The sequence below is a fragment of the Brevibacterium oceani genome (assembly GCF_017948325.1).
GTDB lineage: Bacteria > Actinomycetota > Actinomycetes > Actinomycetales > Brevibacteriaceae > Brevibacterium > Brevibacterium oceani.
Window position 1 is genome coordinate 2,729,780 of the sequence record NZ_CP072846.1, and the last position, 16,494, is coordinate 2,746,273.

Annotated in this window: 15 protein-coding genes; 6 read left to right on the plus strand and 9 right to left on the minus strand. The window is 67.0% G+C overall.

Annotation, left to right across the window (positions count from 1 at the left end):
- Positions 1–70: 70 nt before the first annotated feature.
- The 3 genes from J9314_RS12130 to J9314_RS12140 form a co-directional block, all read right to left on the minus strand.
- On the minus strand, positions 71–409 hold the full coding sequence (locus J9314_RS12130; RefSeq protein ID WP_309136029.1) for a YlxR family protein: 339 nt from the start codon (positions 407–409) through the stop codon (positions 71–73).
- Positions 410–484: 75 nt separating this feature from the next.
- Positions 485–1,447 (minus strand): transcription termination factor NusA, encoded by a 963-nt coding sequence (gene nusA / locus J9314_RS12135; protein ID WP_181275815.1) that lies wholly within the window; start codon positions 1,445–1,447, stop codon positions 485–487.
- 189 nt (positions 1,448–1,636) lie between these two features.
- Positions 1,637–2,101, minus strand: a complete 465-nt coding sequence (locus tag J9314_RS12140; protein ID WP_181275816.1) for a ribosome maturation factor RimP — start codon at positions 2,099–2,101, stop codon at positions 1,637–1,639.
- Between the two features lie 142 nt (positions 2,102–2,243).
- Here J9314_RS12140 and J9314_RS12145 point away from each other — a divergent pair, with 142 nt between their 5' ends.
- A complete protein-coding gene (locus J9314_RS12145) occupies positions 2,244–3,221 on the plus strand; it encodes a hypothetical protein (RefSeq protein ID WP_210602644.1) in 978 nt (325 codons plus the stop codon).
- Positions 3,218–4,237, plus strand: coding sequence for an aminoglycoside phosphotransferase family protein (locus J9314_RS12150; RefSeq protein ID WP_210602645.1), 1,020 nt, complete (start codon positions 3,218–3,220; stop codon positions 4,235–4,237). Before J9314_RS12145 ends, J9314_RS12150 begins: the two co-directional genes overlap by 4 nt.
- Positions 4,238–4,300: 63 nt before the next feature.
- Here the strand turns inward: J9314_RS12150 and J9314_RS12155 are convergent, their stop codons facing one another.
- Together J9314_RS12155 and J9314_RS12160 are read right to left on the minus strand one after the other, a co-directional pair.
- Positions 4,301–5,110 carry a TSUP family transporter gene (locus tag J9314_RS12155; RefSeq protein ID WP_246490365.1) on the minus strand — a complete coding sequence of 270 codons (810 nt, stop codon included), beginning with the start codon at positions 5,108–5,110 and terminating at the stop codon, positions 4,301–4,303.
- A gap of 9 nt (positions 5,111–5,119) precedes the next feature.
- Positions 5,120–7,009 (minus strand): proline--tRNA ligase, encoded by a 1,890-nt coding sequence (locus tag J9314_RS12160; protein ID WP_210602646.1) that lies wholly within the window; start codon positions 7,007–7,009, stop codon positions 5,120–5,122.
- A 285-nt stretch (positions 7,010–7,294) separates the two neighbouring features.
- On the opposite strand from J9314_RS12160, the gene J9314_RS12165 reads away from it, so the two are divergent.
- Together J9314_RS12165 and J9314_RS12170 are read left to right on the plus strand one after the other, a co-directional pair.
- The gene (locus tag J9314_RS12165) at positions 7,295–8,110 is read left to right on the plus strand and encodes an NUDIX hydrolase (RefSeq protein ID WP_210605656.1); all 816 of its coding nucleotides are present in this window, start codon (positions 7,295–7,297) and stop codon (positions 8,108–8,110) included.
- Positions 8,107–8,523: an RNA-binding S4 domain-containing protein gene (locus J9314_RS12170; RefSeq protein ID WP_210602647.1), complete on the plus strand. Its 417-nt coding sequence runs from the start codon at positions 8,107–8,109 to the stop codon at positions 8,521–8,523. Before J9314_RS12165 ends, J9314_RS12170 begins: the two co-directional genes overlap by 4 nt.
- 23 nt (positions 8,524–8,546) lie before the next feature.
- Here J9314_RS12170 and J9314_RS12175 read toward each other — a convergent pair whose 3' ends face one another.
- The gene (locus J9314_RS12175; RefSeq protein WP_210602648.1) at positions 8,547–9,428 is read right to left on the minus strand and encodes a GNAT family N-acetyltransferase; all 882 of its coding nucleotides are present in this window, start codon (positions 9,426–9,428) and stop codon (positions 8,547–8,549) included.
- 66 nt (positions 9,429–9,494) lie between these two features.
- Positions 9,495–10,679, minus strand: a complete 1,185-nt coding sequence (gene ispG / locus J9314_RS12180; protein ID WP_210602649.1) for a flavodoxin-dependent (E)-4-hydroxy-3-methylbut-2-enyl-diphosphate synthase — start codon at positions 10,677–10,679, stop codon at positions 9,495–9,497.
- A 216-nt stretch (positions 10,680–10,895) separates the two neighbouring features.
- On the opposite strand from ispG, the gene J9314_RS12185 reads away from it, so the two are divergent.
- Complete coding sequence (locus J9314_RS12185; protein WP_210602650.1) at positions 10,896–12,287, plus strand: serine hydrolase domain-containing protein; 1,392 nt, start codon at positions 10,896–10,898, stop codon at positions 12,285–12,287.
- A gap of 11 nt (positions 12,288–12,298) precedes the next feature.
- Here the strand turns inward: J9314_RS12185 and J9314_RS12190 are convergent, their stop codons facing one another.
- Both J9314_RS12190 and dxr read right to left on the minus strand, forming a co-directional pair.
- Positions 12,299–13,855: a M50 family metallopeptidase gene (locus tag J9314_RS12190; RefSeq protein ID WP_210602651.1), complete on the minus strand. Its 1,557-nt coding sequence runs from the start codon at positions 13,853–13,855 to the stop codon at positions 12,299–12,301.
- Entirely contained in the window at positions 13,852–15,093 is a 1,242-nt protein-coding gene (gene dxr / locus J9314_RS12195) for a 1-deoxy-D-xylulose-5-phosphate reductoisomerase (protein ID WP_210602652.1), read from the minus strand. Before dxr ends, J9314_RS12190 begins: the two co-directional genes overlap by 4 nt.
- A gap of 172 nt (positions 15,094–15,265) precedes the next feature.
- On the opposite strand from dxr, the gene J9314_RS12200 reads away from it, so the two are divergent.
- Positions 15,266–16,465 carry an acyl-CoA dehydrogenase family protein gene (locus J9314_RS12200; RefSeq protein WP_210602653.1) on the plus strand — a complete coding sequence of 400 codons (1,200 nt, stop codon included), beginning with the start codon at positions 15,266–15,268 and terminating at the stop codon, positions 16,463–16,465.
- Positions 16,466–16,494: the final 29 nt, after the last annotated feature.

Consider the following 16,494-nt stretch of genomic DNA (forward strand, 5'->3'; position numbering starts at 1 on the left):
TCATTTCACTGCTCTCTCGATTTCCGTCTGGGTGTCATCGTGCGACACTCACAACTTGTCATCCATTCGTCTACCCGTTCTCTTTGGGTTCGGTGTCCGGCCTCGGAAGGTCCGAAGCGGTGATCTTCGTTCGAAAGGCTCGAGCGAAGGCGGCAGTGGTCCGTGCCTTCGTCAGGCACTTCTCATCGGGATGCACCCAGGCACCACGTCCGGGAAGTGTCGCTGACACGTCGTGGACGACGGCCGGGTGCTGATCGGGACGGAACACGAAGCGTGTCAGTGCGTTCCGATCGTCCTTCTGCCTACAGGCGATGCACGTCCGTACGGGTCCATCGCCAGCATTCACAATGAATGATTCTACAGCACCGGCACCCCGGCTCGCGCCAAGGGGGCCAGTGGTGCGAATCACTCGCCGAGGCGGTTGGACTGCGACGATGCCGCCGTTCGGCGGCCTCGGCAGGGTCAGTCGACCGCCTCGGTGACCTCAGTCCGCTGCGACGATGTCGATCTTCCAGCCGGTGAGCTTCGCGGCCAGGCGGGCGTTCTGCCCTTCCTTGCCGATGGCCAGCGAGAGCTGATCGGTCGGCACGACGGCGCGGGACTCCTGCGCTGCGGCGTCGAGGATCTCCACCCGCTTGGCCTTGGCCGGCGAGAGTGCGTGGGCGATGAACTTCGCCGGGTCGTCGGAGTAGTCGACGATGTCGATCTTCTCCTGGCCGAGTTCGTTCATCACCGCGCGCACCCGGGATCCGAGCTCGCCGATGCACGAACCCTTCGCGTTGACTCCCGGCTTCGTAGCGCGCACCGCGAGCTTCGTGCGGTGGCCGGCCTCGCGGGCCAGGGACACGATCTCGACGGTGCCGTCGGCGATCTCGGGGGCTTCGTGGGCGAAGAGCCGGCGCACGAGGTTCGGGTGCGTGCGGGAGACGGTGACCGAGGTGCCCTTCTGCCCCTTGTGGACGTCGGCGATGTAGACGCGCATCCGGGTGCCGTGGCGATACTGCTCGCCGGGGACCTGCTCGTGCGGGGGCAGCACGGCCTCGACATCGCCGAGGTCGATCTGGACCATCTGCGGGTCGTTGCCCTGCTGGATGGTGCCCGAGGCGATCTCGCCCTCACGGCCCTTGAACGTCCCGAGCAGCGATTCGTCCTCGACATCGCGCAGGCGCTGGTGAATGACCTGGCGGGCGGTCTGGGCGGCGATGCGGCCGAAGCCGGTGGGGGTGTCGTCGAATTCGCCGATGGGGTTGTCGTCGTTGTCGAACTCCACGGCGAGGATGCGCACCTCACCGGTGGACTTGTCGAGTTCGGCGCGGGCGTCGGGCCAGGCGCCTTCGGTCTTCTGGTAGGCGAGGAAGAGAGCCTGTTCGATGAGTTCGACGAGGGTGTCCAGCGGAATCTCACGCTCTCGTTCGATCACGCGCAGAACATTGAGATCGATGTCCATGTGCCTATGTCCTCTCCGGCTCATTCGAGCATTGAATTGTCTGTGTTCACTTATGCAGGCGTAACAGTCTATCCCAGTCTCCGCCCGCATCCTGTCAGCGAGGGCTCAGCCGCCTCGGCGCCGGTCGGAACCGCCGGGCCGAGCCGGAACCGCGGGGTCCGGCTTCGTCGCCGGACCGCCTCGGCGCCGTCAGCGGAACTTCAGTTCGACCTGAGCCTTGCGGATGTCGTCGAGGGGGATCGTCCGGGCCTCCCGCTTCGCCGGGTCCGTGCCCGAGATCGAGGTGTCGGCCACCTCGGCGAGGTCGAGTTTGAACGTGTCCTTCTTCGTGGTGATGTCGAGGCGTCGCCCGATGACGCGCCGGAAATGGCGGGGCGTCTCGAGTTTCCGGGTCGCGCCCGGGCTCGTGACCTCGAGCTGGTAGGGCTTGTCGCGGAAGATCTCGACCTCGTCGAGGGTGTCGCCGACGATCTTCGTCGATTCGGCGATCTTCTCCATCGACATCGGGTCGGTGCTCGACTCGTCGAGGTCGACGACGACGGTGAGGGTGCGACGGGGCCCGGCCGCGACGGCCTTGACGTTCTCCAGGTGGAATCCCGCCGATTCCAAGGGCGGTGCGAGCAGACCTGTGATCCGTTCGACGTCCTCGTCCATTTCTCCTCCTCTTCGCTGGCCTTCCCGCCCGCCGAGGTGGGGCGGAGGGATCCGACGGTCGGCTCGTTTCGCCTGCTGACCGCCTATCCCCCACCCTAAGCGACAGCGTCGGTGCAGGTTAAGCATCCGATAGGATTGCCGTATGCGTTCTCCCCTCACCCGCCGAGCCCTCCTCACCGTCGGCGTCGGCGGCGTGAGCCTGGGACTGCTCAGCGCATGCGGGCTGCGGCTGGACACGGATCCCGACATCCCCACCCTCGATTCCACGCAGCAGCTGCGCAATCGCATCGCCCGCATCCTCTCTTCCACGACTCCGGGTTCGGGAGACCCTGAAACCGCAGGTGAGGACCTCGCCGCGTTCACCAAAGCGATCGGTCCCGAGTGGAATCCGCCGAGCGAGTTCGCCACCGAACCCGCCCCGACCGAAGAGGATCGGACCTTCGCTCAGGCCGCCGAGGCGGTCTCGCAGGCCGTGTTCGAAGCCTCGTCCCGGCTCGGCTCGGGTCTCATCCCGGTGCTCGCCGATGTGGCCACCGGCATGACTCTCGTCGCCGGTGAGAAGAAGCCCGAGCTCGTCGGCACCGCCGCCGAACTCATCCGGGACGGGGCCGACGACGCGAGCGACACAGACGAAGGCGAGGACGCCGGCAAGAGCGAGGACGCCGACGGCTCGGGTGGCGACGACGCGGCTGACGCAGACGACGACCGCACGAAGGTCTACAACGCGATCCTCGACCAGTCGCGGGCCGCTGCCTACGGCTACGAACGCCTGGCGGTCAACCTCGAACCGAAGTCAGCCGAACGCAAGGGAGCGCTGGCCCGACTCGAATCCCTCGGATCGCTGGCGGGACAGATGCTCGAAGGTCTCGGGGAAAAGAAGGCGGATCCGAACGCATCGGCGTGGAAGCTCGACCCCACCCCCACGGATGCGCAGTCGGCGAAGGAGCTCGCACTGAACCTCGAGGACGGACTCGCCTCGGCGCTGCTGCCATGGTTGGACGGGGACACCTCGGCGATCCTGCGCCTATGGGAATCGGCGAGGACACGAGCGATCTTCGCCCAGCCGCAGCCGCTGCGCTACGAGTACGGCCAGGCCGGTCAGGCGGAGGCGAAGAAGTGAAGGTGCCACCGGTCCTCTACCGCTCGACGCGCGACATCATCGGCGAATACCGCACGGATGCGTGGGTCGCCGCGCTCGACTATATGGCCAATGAGGTCCTCGACCGGTGGAAGCTGCGCTTCGACGATGTGCCCGGTGCCCCGTGGGCCGGCTGCGAATCGCTCGTGATTCCGGTGCTCACCCAGGAGAACTATCAGGGGGTGCTGCGGTTCGCGGCTCCCACCTCGGCGCATACGGCCGCACATGCGCAGGTGCTGCGGGCGCTGAAGATGTGGAACGGGCACGGGGCGGTGCGCGTCATCCGCGATGACCGCAGCTTCCGGGTGACCCTGCAGGAGCGACTGCGGACGAAGGACAATCTCTCGGTGCTGCCGCTGGCCGATGTGCCGCCGGTGTGGGGTGCCCTGCAGCGATCGTTGGAGATTCCCGCTAGTGCGGAGTTCCTGCGCGTCCAGGACGTCGTCGCCGGATGGCTGAACAGCTTCGACGCCGACGCCGGGCTGCTCACCGGGTGGTCGGAGGCCGGTCAGCAGGACTCGCTGCTGCTGTCCTTCGCCCGGAACTGGATGCAGACCCTGGCTGCGTCGGACGAGAACTGGCTCATCCACGCTGACCTGCACTATTACAACATCCTCGCCGGCAATCCGGATCCGACGGGGGTATCGACGTGGAAGGCGATCGACCCGCAGCCGCTGGCCGGGCCGACGGCGTACACGATGGCCCCGGTGCTGTGGAACCGGCTGGCAGAGATCCCGTCCGAGCATCCGCAGGCGCAGGCGGCATGGCTGCGCGGGTTCGCCACGGACCTCGCCCTGTGCGCGGGCATCGACCCGCAGTACGGGATGGGCGCGACGGTGGCCCGGGAGATCACGAACATGTTCTGGTACCTGCGGGCAGCCTCGGGCGGTTCGCAGTCGAGCCTGGCCGATGCAGCCAGGTCCCTGTGGGTCGCCCGCGCCCTGTCCGGCGCCGACGTCGCCGGAGTCAACGCCCACGCCCTCAAACCCATCGGCTGATTACTACCCGACGGCGGCCCAGCAACCCTGCGCGAGGTATCTGGGCCGCCGTCGGGTAGCAAATCAGTGGATGAGGTCGGCGACGATGTCGTAGCCGAGTTTGAGGATCATCGCCGAGACCACGACGACGAAGATGACGCGCACGAACCCCGATCCCCTCTTCAGCGCGGTGCGGGCGCCGACGACGCCTCCGGCGACATTGCCGACCGCCACGACCAGACCCAGCAGCCACACGACCTGACCGTCGGGGACGAAGTAGACGAGTGCGCCGAAGTTCGTCGCCCAGTTGATCACCTTCGCCGTGGCCGAGGCCTGGAGGAACGAGAATCCGATGATCGAGACGAACGCGATGACGAGGAAGGACCCCGTCCCCGGCCCGAGCACCCCGTCGTAGATGCCGATGACGAGTCCGATCAGCCACGACAGCGCGTGATGGCGTTTCGAGGACTCACCGAAGCGCAGGGTGGCATCGGCGCCGAGGCTGGGGTTGAGCACAGTGAAGATGCCGACCCCGATGAGGGCTGCCAGGATGATCGGGGTGAACGCCTCACTCGGGACGAGCGTGGCGAGCTTCGCCCCGCCCACTGCCCCGAGAAACGCCGAGGCGGCCGCCGGGATCGTAGCCGACCGGTCCGGGGTGATCGTGCGCAGATAGGTGATCGCCGAGGCGGTCGTGCCCGCAATGGACCCGATCTTGTTCGTCGCGACCGCCTGGACCGGGCTCATCCCCGGCACGAGCAGCAGCGCGGGCAGCTGGATCAGCCCGCCCCCGCCGACGACGGCATCGATCCACCCGGCCAGGACTCCCGCGGCGAGCAGCCACAGGACCATGGACACGGTGACATCGATGCCGCCGGTGAGTGCTTCGAACACCGAGGTGCCTCAGCCGTTGACGACGGCAGCGGAGTCCGCGCCGGTCCCAGCAGTGTCCGCGCCGTCGGCGGCGACGGCAGCATCGGCGGCCGCATTCGCCTTTGCGTACGCCTCACGGACGCGGGCGACGGTGGTGGGAACCACCTCGGCGACGGGAAGATCGGACTTCGCATCAGCCAGGCGGTCACGGACCTCGACGAGCCCGTCGGTCAGCCCACGGCCGATGACGATGACGGTGGGGATGCCGATGAGCTCGGCGTCGGCGAACTTGAACCCGGGTGAGACCTTGTTCCGGTCGTCGAGGAGGACGGACACGCCCTCGGCTTCGAGTTCGGCGGTCATCGTCTCGGCGGCCGCGGCGATCTCCTCACCCTTGCCGGCGACGATGATGTGGACGTCGGCCGGGGCGAGGTGCTGAGGCCACAGCAGGCCGTTCTCCGAATGGTATTCCTCGGCGATGCAGGCCATGACGCGGGTGACGCCGAGGCCGTAGGAGCCCATCGTCACGGTCGCGGTCTTGCCGTTCTGGTCGAGCACCTTGAGGTCGAGGGCTTCGGCGTATTTGCGGCCGAGCTTGAAGATCTGACCGATCTCGACACCGCGGGCCAGCTCCAGCGGTCCCGAACCGTCGGGCGCGGGATCGCCGAGGACGACCTGGGCGGCCTCGATCGTGCCGTCGGAGGTGAAGTCGCGACCGGCGACGAGGTCGAAGACGTGGCGTCCGGGTTCGTTCGCGCCGGTGATCCAGCGGGTGCCGTCGACGACGCGGGGGTCGAGGAGATAGCGGATCTTCGACGCCGATTCGAGTCCGAGGACAGGTGCCTCGAGCGAGTTGCCGGGTCCGATGTAGCCCTTGACGAGCTCGGGATGGGCGGCGAGGTCCTCGGCGGTGGCGGCTTCGAGGTCGACCTCACCGTCGCCGAGCATCCCTGTGCCTGCGGCGCGGTCGAGGTCGACCTCGCGGTCGCCGGGCAGGCCGATGACGATGATCTCGCGGGTGCCGTCGGGGTGGGTAACGGCGCAGACGACGTTCTTCAGGGTGTCCGCGGCCGTCCACTCGCGATCGGAGCGCGGATGCGAGGCGTTCGCGGCGGCCACGAGGGTCTCGATCGTCGGGGTGTCGGGGGTGTCCTCGACATGAGCGGCAGGCGACTGCTCGTACGGGATCGCTTCGGGCACGATCGAGGTCACGGCCTCGACATTGGCGGCGTATCCGCCGGGTGAGCGGACGAAGGTGTCCTCGCCGACCTCGGAGGGGTAGATGAACTCTTCGGTGCCGGATCCGCCCATCGCGCCCGGGGTGGCCTTGACCGGCAGGCAGGGCAGGCCGAGGCGGGCGAAGGCACGCAGGTAGGCCACCCGCATGGCCTCATACGAGGCGTCGAGTCCGGCGTCGTCGACGTCGAAGGAGTAGGCGTCCTTCATGATGAACTCACGTCCGCGCAGCAGACCTGCGCGGGGGCGGGCCTCGTCGCGGTACTTCGTCTGGATCTGGTAGATCGACAGCGGCAGATCCTTGTACGAGGAGTAGAGGTCCTTGACCAGGAGGGTGAAGACCTCCTCGTGGGTGGGCGCGAGGATGTAGTCGTTCTCGCGGCGGTCCTTGAGGTGGAAGAGGTCGGGTCCGAAGGCTTCCCAGCGGCCGGAGGTCTTGTACGGGTCTGCGGGCAGCAGGCCCGGGAAGTGGACTTCCTGGGAGCCGGCGAGCGCCATCTCCTCACGCACGATGGCCTCGATCTTGCCGAGCACGGCCAGGCCCAGCGGCAGCCACGTGTAGATCCCCGGTGCGGACCGGCGGATGTATCCGGCGCGGTGGAGCAGCTTGTGGCTGGCCACCTCGGCGCCGACCGGGTCCTCCTTCTGGGTTCGCACGAACAGGGACGACATGCGCAGGGCCATGGGTGATTCTCCTCAACTCGTCAGGACTCAGATCGAACACTATCGCACGCGGGCGAGGGGCAGGGAATCGGATCGGGCCCGAAACTCTCACCATCGACCGTGTGTCGATCGTGCGCCCGATCGTTTGCTTGCCGGCACGACAGCACAGCCTGATGCGGCCGTGGATTCGTCACCTGCGCGAAGAGAATTAGACTGGTGCGTGCTGTGCGAAAGCGCGGCACCGGTCGGGGCGTCACCGTCCGCCGGCCGGATCCATCGACGACGAGTGCGAACGATACGAAGAGCATGCCTGATCCGAGCCAACTCACGCAGTTCCCGCGGCCCTCGGTCGCGGTCGACACCGCGGTCCTCTGCCCCGTGCCCGGCCGTGGCCTGCATGTTCTCCTCACTCATCCTGGTGATGGGGTGTGGCAGCTGCCGGGGTCGATCCTGCGTCCGCAGGAGCGCCTCGCCGAGGCGGTCGCCCGGTGCCTGCGCGAGAAGGCGCGCCTCGTCGATCGTGCCCCGGTGCAGCTGCACGTGTTCGACCAGCCCGACCGCGACGATCGCGGTTGGGTGATCTCCGTGGCCCACCTCGACGTGCTCGCCCCGAGCGATATCGGGCGCACCGATGATGACAGCACCCCCGCCGAGGCGGCTGGTTCCGCTCCGGTGACCGATTCCGAATCTGACGATTCCCCCGCCGAGGCGGCCGCCAGGGATTCCGATCACGTCGACTCCCCGATCCACCGTCGCCGGCTCGTTCCCGTGCACGAGGTGCATGAGCTCAGCGCCGAGCATCAGGAGATCGTGCGCGTGGCCGTTCACCGTCTGCGGGCGCTGCATGAGCGGACCCCCGATCCGTTCGGTCTGCTCGAATCCGAGTTCTCGCTGCGGCAGCTGCGCGAGCTGCATGAGATCGTCGCCGGTGAGAGCCTGCAGGCCGATACGTTCCGGCGCACGATGCTGCCGCTGCTCGATCCCACCGGGCAGGCCGTCAGCCAGGGGCGAGGACGCCCCGCTCAGACCTTCACCCGCCGCTCCGAACTCGCCCTGCGCGCCGACTCCCGACTCAACGTCACCGAGGATGCGGGCCGCACACACGAGGACCAGCGCCCATGACCGAGATCGACCGGTCTGCGGGCAAGCACATGCGCATCGACATGTGGCTGTGGACGACGCGGATGTTCAAGACCCGCAACCTCGCCACCCAGGCCTGTCGCGGCGGGCATGTGCAGGTTGACGGCCAGCGGGTCAAGGCCGCGCAGAAGGTGAGCATCGGTCAGGAGGTGCGGGTGCGCAAGGCCGGATCCGAGTTCATCTGGTCGATCACCGGTTTCATCCCCACCCGAATGCAGGCGTCGGTGGCCGTGCAGTGCTATGAGGACCTCACTCCCCCACCGGATCCCGCGCTGCGCGGTTTCGTGCCCCGCCGTGACAAGGGACTGGGCAGGCCGACGAAGAAGGACCGTCGCGAGATGGAGAAGTTCTTGGGCGACCTGGCCAAACCGCAGTCCCGCAACCGCCGCGACTGAGCGGTCGGCGAACGTGAGCCACCTCAGTACATGATGGTGGCGAAGGTGCCGACCTGCTCGAAGCCGACGCGGGCGTACATGCGCAGGGCCGCCTCGTTGTAGTCATTGGCGTACAGGCTCACGGTGGAGTGCCCCTTGTCGCGGGTGCGCTGGACGACGGCGGCCATGCCGGCGGCCCCGAGCCCCTGATTGCGCACCTCGGGATGGACCCAGACTCCTTGGACCTGGACGATGCGGCGAGCGCGGATGCCGATGTCGGCTTTGAACAGCACCTGCTGATCCTGCTCGGTCGCCGGCCAGCGCGGCACCGGACCTCCCTGGGGAAGGGTGTCGGAGATGCGGGCGTAGCAGTTCTTGCCGCGGATGATCCCGCGCACTCGCGACAGGTACCCTGCGGTTCCGCCCTCGATGGGTGAGAACCCGACCTCTTTGGTGAACATGTCGACGCTGGCGGGGAACACCGCCCCGAGGTCATCGAGTGTCACCCGCACGACCTCCTCGTCGGGGGTCACGAGCGGATCGGAGCTGATCGCCAGCAGCGGCTGGCGTTCCCGCACGCCGCGTGGGCGGCCCCAGTTCAGCCTGCCCCACAGGTCGACGATGACCGTCCGGTCACCGATGAGCGAGCACCCGACGCGACCGTCGGCGTTGAGTTTGCGGGCGAGCACGTCGTTCGTCGCCGGGGTCGCCGCCACGGGGATGATGTTCCCGCCGACCCAGTAGGCGGCCACGGGGCGGTCCCCGTCGAAGATGCCGAAGAGGGTGCCTGCCGGTGAGCTCAGCTGAGCGGTTCCGGTGACCTCCATGAGGGAGATGAGGTAGACGTTCTCGCAGGGATTGCGCGCGAGCAGATCGTTCAGCCACCCGGTGTGCTGATGTCCCAGCCGCGCAATCCTCAGCACCATCTGCTCTCGAACTCTTCCCTAACCGCGCCTGTTGATGATGAACCTCTTCGCCTTAACGTATCGCACTCAGCCGACGACGACTTCGGGCGGCCCCGACGGCCGCCCCGACGATGCCCCGGACGCGCCGTCCTTCCCATCCGCTGCGTCTGCGGCGATCCGGTTGGCCTCATAGATGAGGGTCTGCACGATCTCGGCCTCGGGCACAGTCTTGATCACCTCGCCCTTGACGAAGATCTGGCCCTTGCCGTTGCCGCTGGCCACCCCGAGGTCGGCATCCCTGGCCTCGCCGGGACCGTTGACGACGCAGCCCATGACCGCCACCCGCAGCGGCACCTCCATACCTTCGAGCCCGGAGGTGACCTCCTCGGCGAGGGTGTAGACGTCGACCTGGGCGCGTCCGCAGGACGGGCAGGAGACGATCTCGAGCTTGCGGGGCCGCAGGTTGAGCGACTCCAAGATCTGGTTGCCGACCTTGACCTCTTCGGCCGGCGGTGCGGACAGGGACACCCGGATGGTGTCGCCGATGCCTTCGGCCAGCAGGTGTCCGAAGGCGGTCGCAGATTTGATCGTGCCCTGGAAGGCGGGCCCGGCCTCGGTGACGCCGAGGTGCAGCGGCCAGTCCCCGCGTTCGGCCAGGAGTTCGTAGGCCCGGATCATGATCACCGGGTCGTGGTGTTTGACGGAGATCTTGAAGTCGTAGAAGTCGTGCTCCTCGAACAGGGACGCCTCCCACAGCGCGGATTCGACGAGCGCTTCGGGCGTGGCCTTGCCGTACTTCTCCATCAGCCGCTTATCCAGGGAACCGGCGTTGACGCCGATGCGGATGGACACCCCCGCCTCGGCGGCGGCCTTCGAGATCTCCTTCACCTGGTCGTCGAACTTGCGGATGTTGCCCGGGTTGACGCGCACCCCGGCGCAGCCGGCGTCGATCGCGGCGAAGACGTACTTGGGTTGGAAGTGGATGTCGGCGATGACGGGGATCTGGGACTTGCCGGCGATGATCGGCAGGGCCGCGGCGTCGTCGGCGGTGGGACAGGCCACGCGCACGATATCGCAGCCGGTGGCGGTGAGTTCGGCGATCTGCTGCAGGGTCGCGTTGATGTCCGTCGTCGGCGTCGTCGTCATCGACTGCACGCTCACGGGCGATTCGGATCCGACACCGACCCGACCGACGTTGATCTGCCGCGTCTTCCGCCGGGGCGCGAGGACGGGAGGTGGTGGGGCGGGCATTCCGAGATTCACCGTTGTCACGAGGACGATCCTTCCGTCTGGCTGGTGACCAGCGACGATGATTATGCCGACGCCGAGGTGGCGCCTCGTTGCGGCCGGATTGTTCGAACCACGACCATTGTAGGACTCCCGGATGAGTCCCCGTCGTGCGTTGAGTCCGTGCCCGGCCGCGCATCAACCACGGTAGTGTGAAGCTGACCTGCCAGAAGCGTGCCGAAGATGTGAAGGAGCGGACCCGTGAGCAAAGGCGCCTACCCCGACATCGAAGCGATGTCTGCCTCCCTTGATGAGGAGGCGAGCGCGCTGTCTGACCAGGGTGGTTCCCTGGCCTGGGGAATCTTCCCCCGAGGCGGCCCCACCCGTTCCGCGAATGCTGAGATCCCGTACCGGATCGCGTCGATGACGAAGTCGTTCACCGCCGCGGCCATCGGTCTCCTCGTCGCGGACGGTCTCGACCTCGGCCGGCCGTTCGGCGAGCTCGTGCCCGAACTGGCCGGCACCGCGATCGCTGACCGCACCTGCCGGCAGGCCCTGACCATGGGCACCGGGTTCACGAAGGACGATCCGTGGGCCGACCGGATGGAATCGATGGCCCCGGATGAGCTGATCGCTTGGCTGCGCCGCGGTGCGATCGCCACGGCACCCGCCGACACCGGTTACGAATATTCGAACCTCGGCTATGCGGTACTAGGCATCGTCGCCGAGGCGCTCACCGGCCGCACGTTCACCGAGCTTGTGAGCACGGAGGTCTTCGGGCCCCTCGGGCTCACGCGCACCGGGTTCGACCACACCGACTTCCCCGACCTGGCACCGGGATTCCGTGTCGACCTCGACGGCGGTCTGCACCCGGCCGAGCTCACCGGTCCCGGGGTCTTCTCCCCCATCGGCGGAGTGATCTCCACAGTGGACGACATCGGCACGTGGATGTCAGCCCACCTCGACGCGCTCGACGATCTCGAAGCGGAGTCCGGATCGCTGCCGCACGTTCTCGCCGGCAATCAGCAGGGCCGACGCCTCATGGAGTCCCAGCGCAGCGAGCACCATGCGGAGACGCTGATCTACGGGTACGGACTGGAGACCCGGCTGGATTCGCGCTTCGGACGCGTGGTCTGCCATTCGGGCGGCTACCCCGGCTACGGATCGCACATGCGCTGGTTCCCCGATCTGGGTCTGAGCATCGTCGTGCTCGGCAACACCACGTACTATCCGGCTCAGCGCAGCGTCCAGAACGCCGTCGACGCAGGATGGGCGGCAGCCATCGGGAAACCGGAGCTGACGATTGACCGCAGCACCACCTCGGCGCCGGTGCCTCGCTATGAGGCGAAGCCTGCACAGATTCAGACGGTCCTGGCTGCGGCGAACCTCGTCGCGGGCTTCGACGACGCGGTCTCCGATGAGCTGTTCTCGATGAACATGGATCTCGACGAGCCCCGGGGCGAACGGCGTGAGCGCTTCTCCCGGTGGCGTGCGGCCAAGCAGGTCACGGCCCCGTTCACCGAGGCGGACCTGACCATGGTCTCCCCGCTGCGCGGAGTGGTCACGGTGCCGGGCACACCGGATCAGTCTGCGACGGTCACGGTCGGGCTCAACCACCTCGTCGAGGTGCAGGCGATCAACCTCAGCGCCTGAGCCCCGCGCCCTTATCCCCCGGAGTTGAAGATCGCGTCGAGGGTGATGGGTTTGACGAGGTCGACGTAGACGAGCAGCGCCGTCATGCACAGCATCAGTCCGATGCACACGTAGGTCAGCGGCAGCAGCTTCGCCGTGTCGAACGGTCCGATCAGCCCGCGTCCGCGCCACCGGTTGATGCGTCGGCGGGCACCCTCGTAGAGGCCGACGGCGATGTGTCCGCCGTCGAGTGGCAGCAGCGGGATCATGTTGAAAGCGAAGAGGAAGATGTTGAGCGAGCCGAGCATGCCCAGGCCCATCTGCGCCTTGTCGATGACGTCGATCTTGTCGGTGGACACGATCTCGCCGGCGATGCGGCCGACACCCACCATGCCGACGAGACCTTCGGCATCGCGGTCCTTCGAACCGACCGCGACCTCGCCGATGTCGACGAGCTTGACCGGCAGGGTGACGATCGCGTGGAAGACTCCGGAGACCTGATCCCAGACGGCTCCGGCGAATTCGCCGAGCGGCAGAGGCTGACGCTCCTGGACGGGTCCGATGCCGAGGAATCCCTGGGTCTCGGTCTGCGGAGTCCCGTCGGAGTTCATCAGTGCCTTGCCGGAGTCGTCGACCTTCGGCCGTTCGGTGGCGATGATCGGCACGGTCACCGACTGCGCCTTCCCGTCGCGGGTGAAGTCGACCTCGACCCGCTCACCGGCGTGGTCCTTGATGACCGCGGACAGCCGATCCCAGTCCGTCGTCTCAACGCCGGCGATCGCGGTGATCTCATCCCCGGGCTTCATCCCGGCCTCCCACGCAGGAGTGCGCTGATCGTCATCGCGACACGTGTTCTGCTCATCCGCCGGCCGCTGCTGGGCCTCGGACGCGGGCACAGCGCATTCGACGACGGTCTGCACGGTCGTCATCGGAGTCGTCACCCCGATGCCGAGCAGCGAGATCGCCATGATGAGGATGCCGAGGACCAGATTGACGAACGGCCCGGCGAACATGACGACGAGCCGCTTGGGCACGCTGAGGGCGTAGAACGTCCGGTGCTCCTCCCCCGGCTCGATCTCCTGATTCGAGAACTCCCGGGCATCGGCCATCGTGTTCTCGAACAGGCGCCCCTTACGTCGTTTCCGATCCCGACGCAGCGGCGCCGCATTTTCCCCGGTGGTTCCCTCACCGGTCATTCCCTCGCCGAGGTGGCCCGCCGTTTCCGCGACTCCTTCGCCGAGGTGGCTCTCCGTCCCCGTGACACCGCCGTCGACTGCGCCTGATCCTGCGGTGTCACCGTCGACCGCGGCCACCGCACCTGCCCGGTCGACCCGCTTCGTCGTCGCCTCCTCCGGCGGGTACATGCCGGGCATCGCGATGAAGCCGCCGAGCGGGAACGCCTTGATGCCGTACTCGGTCTCGCCGCGGCGGAAGGAGAACAGGGTGGGGCCGAAGCCGACCATGTAGTGGGTGACCTTGACCCCGAACTTCTTCGCCGGGGTGAGGTGGCCGAGTTCGTGTAGGGCGATCGAGATCGAGATGCCGATGAGGAAGAGGATGATCCCGATGATGTAGAGAAGCACGGTCATGCGCGGCCCCCGTTCTGCTGTTCGGCGCCGCGCTTCTGTTCGGTGACATCGGCGGTGGCGAACTCACGCGCCCATGTGTCGGCGGCGAGCACGGTGTCCACGGTGTGCTCGGCGGCCGGTTCATGAGTCGCCAGCGCCCGGGCGAGGCCTTTGTCGATGCCGGTGAAGGGGATGTCTCCGGAGATGAACGCGGCGACGAGGACTTCATTGGCGGCATTGAGCACAGCAGGGTAGCTGCGCCCCTTCCGACCGGCATCGATGGACAGTCCGAGGGCCGGGAACGCGAGGTGGTCGACCGGTTCGAAGGACCAGTGCATGGGCTGGCCCCAGTTGTGCGGCACGGCACCCGAGCGCAGCCTCTTCGAGGTCCCATCGTCTTGAGTGCCCAGAGCGTAGGAGATGGGCAGGCGCATATCGGGCGGGGAGATCTGCGCGATCGTCGAGGCGTCGGTGAACTCGACCATCGAGTGGATCTGCGACTGCGGATGGACGACGACCTCGATGTGGTCGAAGTCGATATCGAAGAGCAGATGGGCCTCGATGACCTCGAGTCCTTTATTCACCAGGGTCGCGGAGTTGATGGTGATCATCGACCCCATCGACCAGGTGGGGTGATTGAGCGCCTGAGTCGGACTGACGCGGCGCAGGGCATCGCGGGTCATGCCGCGGAAGGGACCTCCCGAGGCGGTGATGATGAGCTTGCTGACCTCACCATGGGTGCCGGCGCGCAGGGCCTGGGCGATGGCCGAGTGTTCGCTGTCGACGGGGATGAGCCGGGCGCCGGTGGCGCGGGCGGCGTCGAGGACGATGGATCCGCCGATGATGAGGGACTCCTTGTTCGCCAGGGCCACGTCGGTGCCCTGCGCTAGTGCGGCCAGCGTCGTTCCCAGTCCGGCGGCACCGGTGATCGCGTTGACGACCATATCCGCGTCCAGGCCGGCGACCACCTCGGCGGCGGTGTCACCGAGGTGGATGACCTCGACGGGATCACTCACCCCGCGCCGAGCGGCAGCCTCTGCCAACCGGGCACGGACGGCGGTCTCGCCTTGATCCGGCGGGGTCGTGAGCCCGATGACGGGAACACGGAAGTCGAGCGCCTGCTCGATGAGGAGGTCGAGCTGGGAGCCGGCGGCCAGACCGACGATCGCATGGTCTTCCGCGTGGTCGGACAGGACGTCGAGGGCCTGGGTGCCGACCGACCCGGTGGAGCCGACTACAATGAATTGACGTTTACTCACGCCAACCGATGATGCCAAAGTTCTCTGGGAAATGACTCGACACCACCCCGTGCGTCGCCCCTCGGATCTTGGTCATCTGCACTGCTTCGGGACTCCGGTCTGATTCGGGGTTCCGGTCAAACAGTTCCGGTAAAACTGAGAATGAAGACAATCAATGGCGAAAGAGATGGATATGAGCACGACGCTGAGCCCCGACGACATCCTCGGACTGGATTCGGTCTTCGAACCCGATGACCTCGAGTTCGCATCGATAGTGAAGAAGTGGCTGGACGAGAACGTCCGCGACAACATCGGCGACTACTTCCTCGACGCGACCATCCCCGCCCGTGAACTGGCCGAAGGACTCGGCGAGCTCGGCCTGTTGGGCATGCACCTCGACGGCTACGGCTGCGGCGGATCGACCGCCACCCAGTACGGGCTGGCCTGCCGTGAGCTCGAGGCTGTCGACTCCGGTCTGCGTTCGCTCGTCTCCGTGCAGGGGTCGCTGGCGATGTTTGCCATCCACCACTGGGGTTCGGAGGAGCAGAAGGAAGAATGGCTGCCGAAGATGGCCGCCGGCAAGGCGATCGGCTGCTTCGGTCTGACCGAACCCGATGTCGGTTCCGACCCGTCGGGGATGAAGACCACGGCGAAGAAGGACGGTTCCGACTGGATCCTCAACGGCGCGAAGATGTGGATCACGAACTCCCCGGTCTCCGATGTCATGGTCGTCTGGGCCAAGACCGAAGAGGTCGATGACAAGGGCAAGCCCGTCGTCCGCGGCTTCGTCGTGCCCTCGGACACCGAGGGTGTGCAGACCCCGGAGATCCACCGCAAGATCTCGCTGCGTGCTTCGATCACCGGTGAGATCGTCCTCGACAATGTGCGCCTGCCCGCGGATGCGATGCTGCCGAAGGCCAAGGGGCTCAAAGGCCCCCTGTCCTGCCTGTCCGAGGCCCGCTACGGCATCGTCTTCGGTGTCACCGGTGCCGCCCGCGATGCCCTGCTTTCGGCACTGGAGTACACCGGCACCCGTGTGCAGTTCGACCGTCCGCTGGCATCGTTCCAGATCACGCAGCAGAAGCTCGCGAAGGCCTTCGGCCAGTATTCGCAGATCACGCTGCTCGCCGCGCACCTGGGCAAGATCAAGGACTCGGAGAAGGGCGTGCGTCCCGAGCAGATCAGCCTCGGCAAGATGGTCAACGTCGACACCGCGATGAACGTCTGCCGCGACCTGCGTGCCCTGTTCGGCGGATCGGGCATCACGAGCGAGTACCCGCCACTGCGTCACGCGGTCAACCTCGAGACCGTGCTCACCTACGAAGGTACCCACGAGGTGCACCAGCTGACCCTGGGCCGGACCATGACCGGCATCAACGCCTTCGCGAACTGATCAGCTGAGGCTGAAGCCCGCGGTGCGAG

What these genes read in the sequence shown, in the direction of transcription:
- nusA (WP_181275815.1), bottom strand. Translation starts at nt 1,447, where the DNA reads ATGGACATCGATCTCAATGTTCTGCGCGTGATCGAACGAGAGCGTGAG.
- J9314_RS12140 (WP_181275816.1), bottom strand. Translation starts at nt 2,101, where the DNA reads ATGGACGAGGACGTCGAACGGATCACAGGTCTGCTCGCACCGCCCTTG.
- J9314_RS12145 (WP_210602644.1), top strand. Translation starts at nt 2,244, where the DNA reads ATGCGTTCTCCCCTCACCCGCCGAGCCCTCCTCACCGTCGGCGTCGGC.
- J9314_RS12160 (WP_210602646.1), bottom strand. Translation starts at nt 7,009, where the DNA reads ATGGCCCTGCGCATGTCGTCCCTGTTCGTGCGAACCCAGAAGGAGGAC.
- J9314_RS12165 (WP_210605656.1), top strand. Translation starts at nt 7,295, where the DNA reads ATGCCTGATCCGAGCCAACTCACGCAGTTCCCGCGGCCCTCGGTCGCG.
- J9314_RS12170 (WP_210602647.1), top strand. Translation starts at nt 8,107, where the DNA reads ATGACCGAGATCGACCGGTCTGCGGGCAAGCACATGCGCATCGACATG.
- J9314_RS12175 (WP_210602648.1), bottom strand. Translation starts at nt 9,428, where the DNA reads ATGGTGCTGAGGATTGCGCGGCTGGGACATCAGCACACCGGGTGGCTG.
- J9314_RS12190 (WP_210602651.1), bottom strand. Translation starts at nt 13,855, where the DNA reads ATGACCGTGCTTCTCTACATCATCGGGATCATCCTCTTCCTCATCGGC.
- J9314_RS12200 (WP_210602653.1), top strand. Translation starts at nt 15,266, where the DNA reads ATGAGCACGACGCTGAGCCCCGACGACATCCTCGGACTGGATTCGGTC.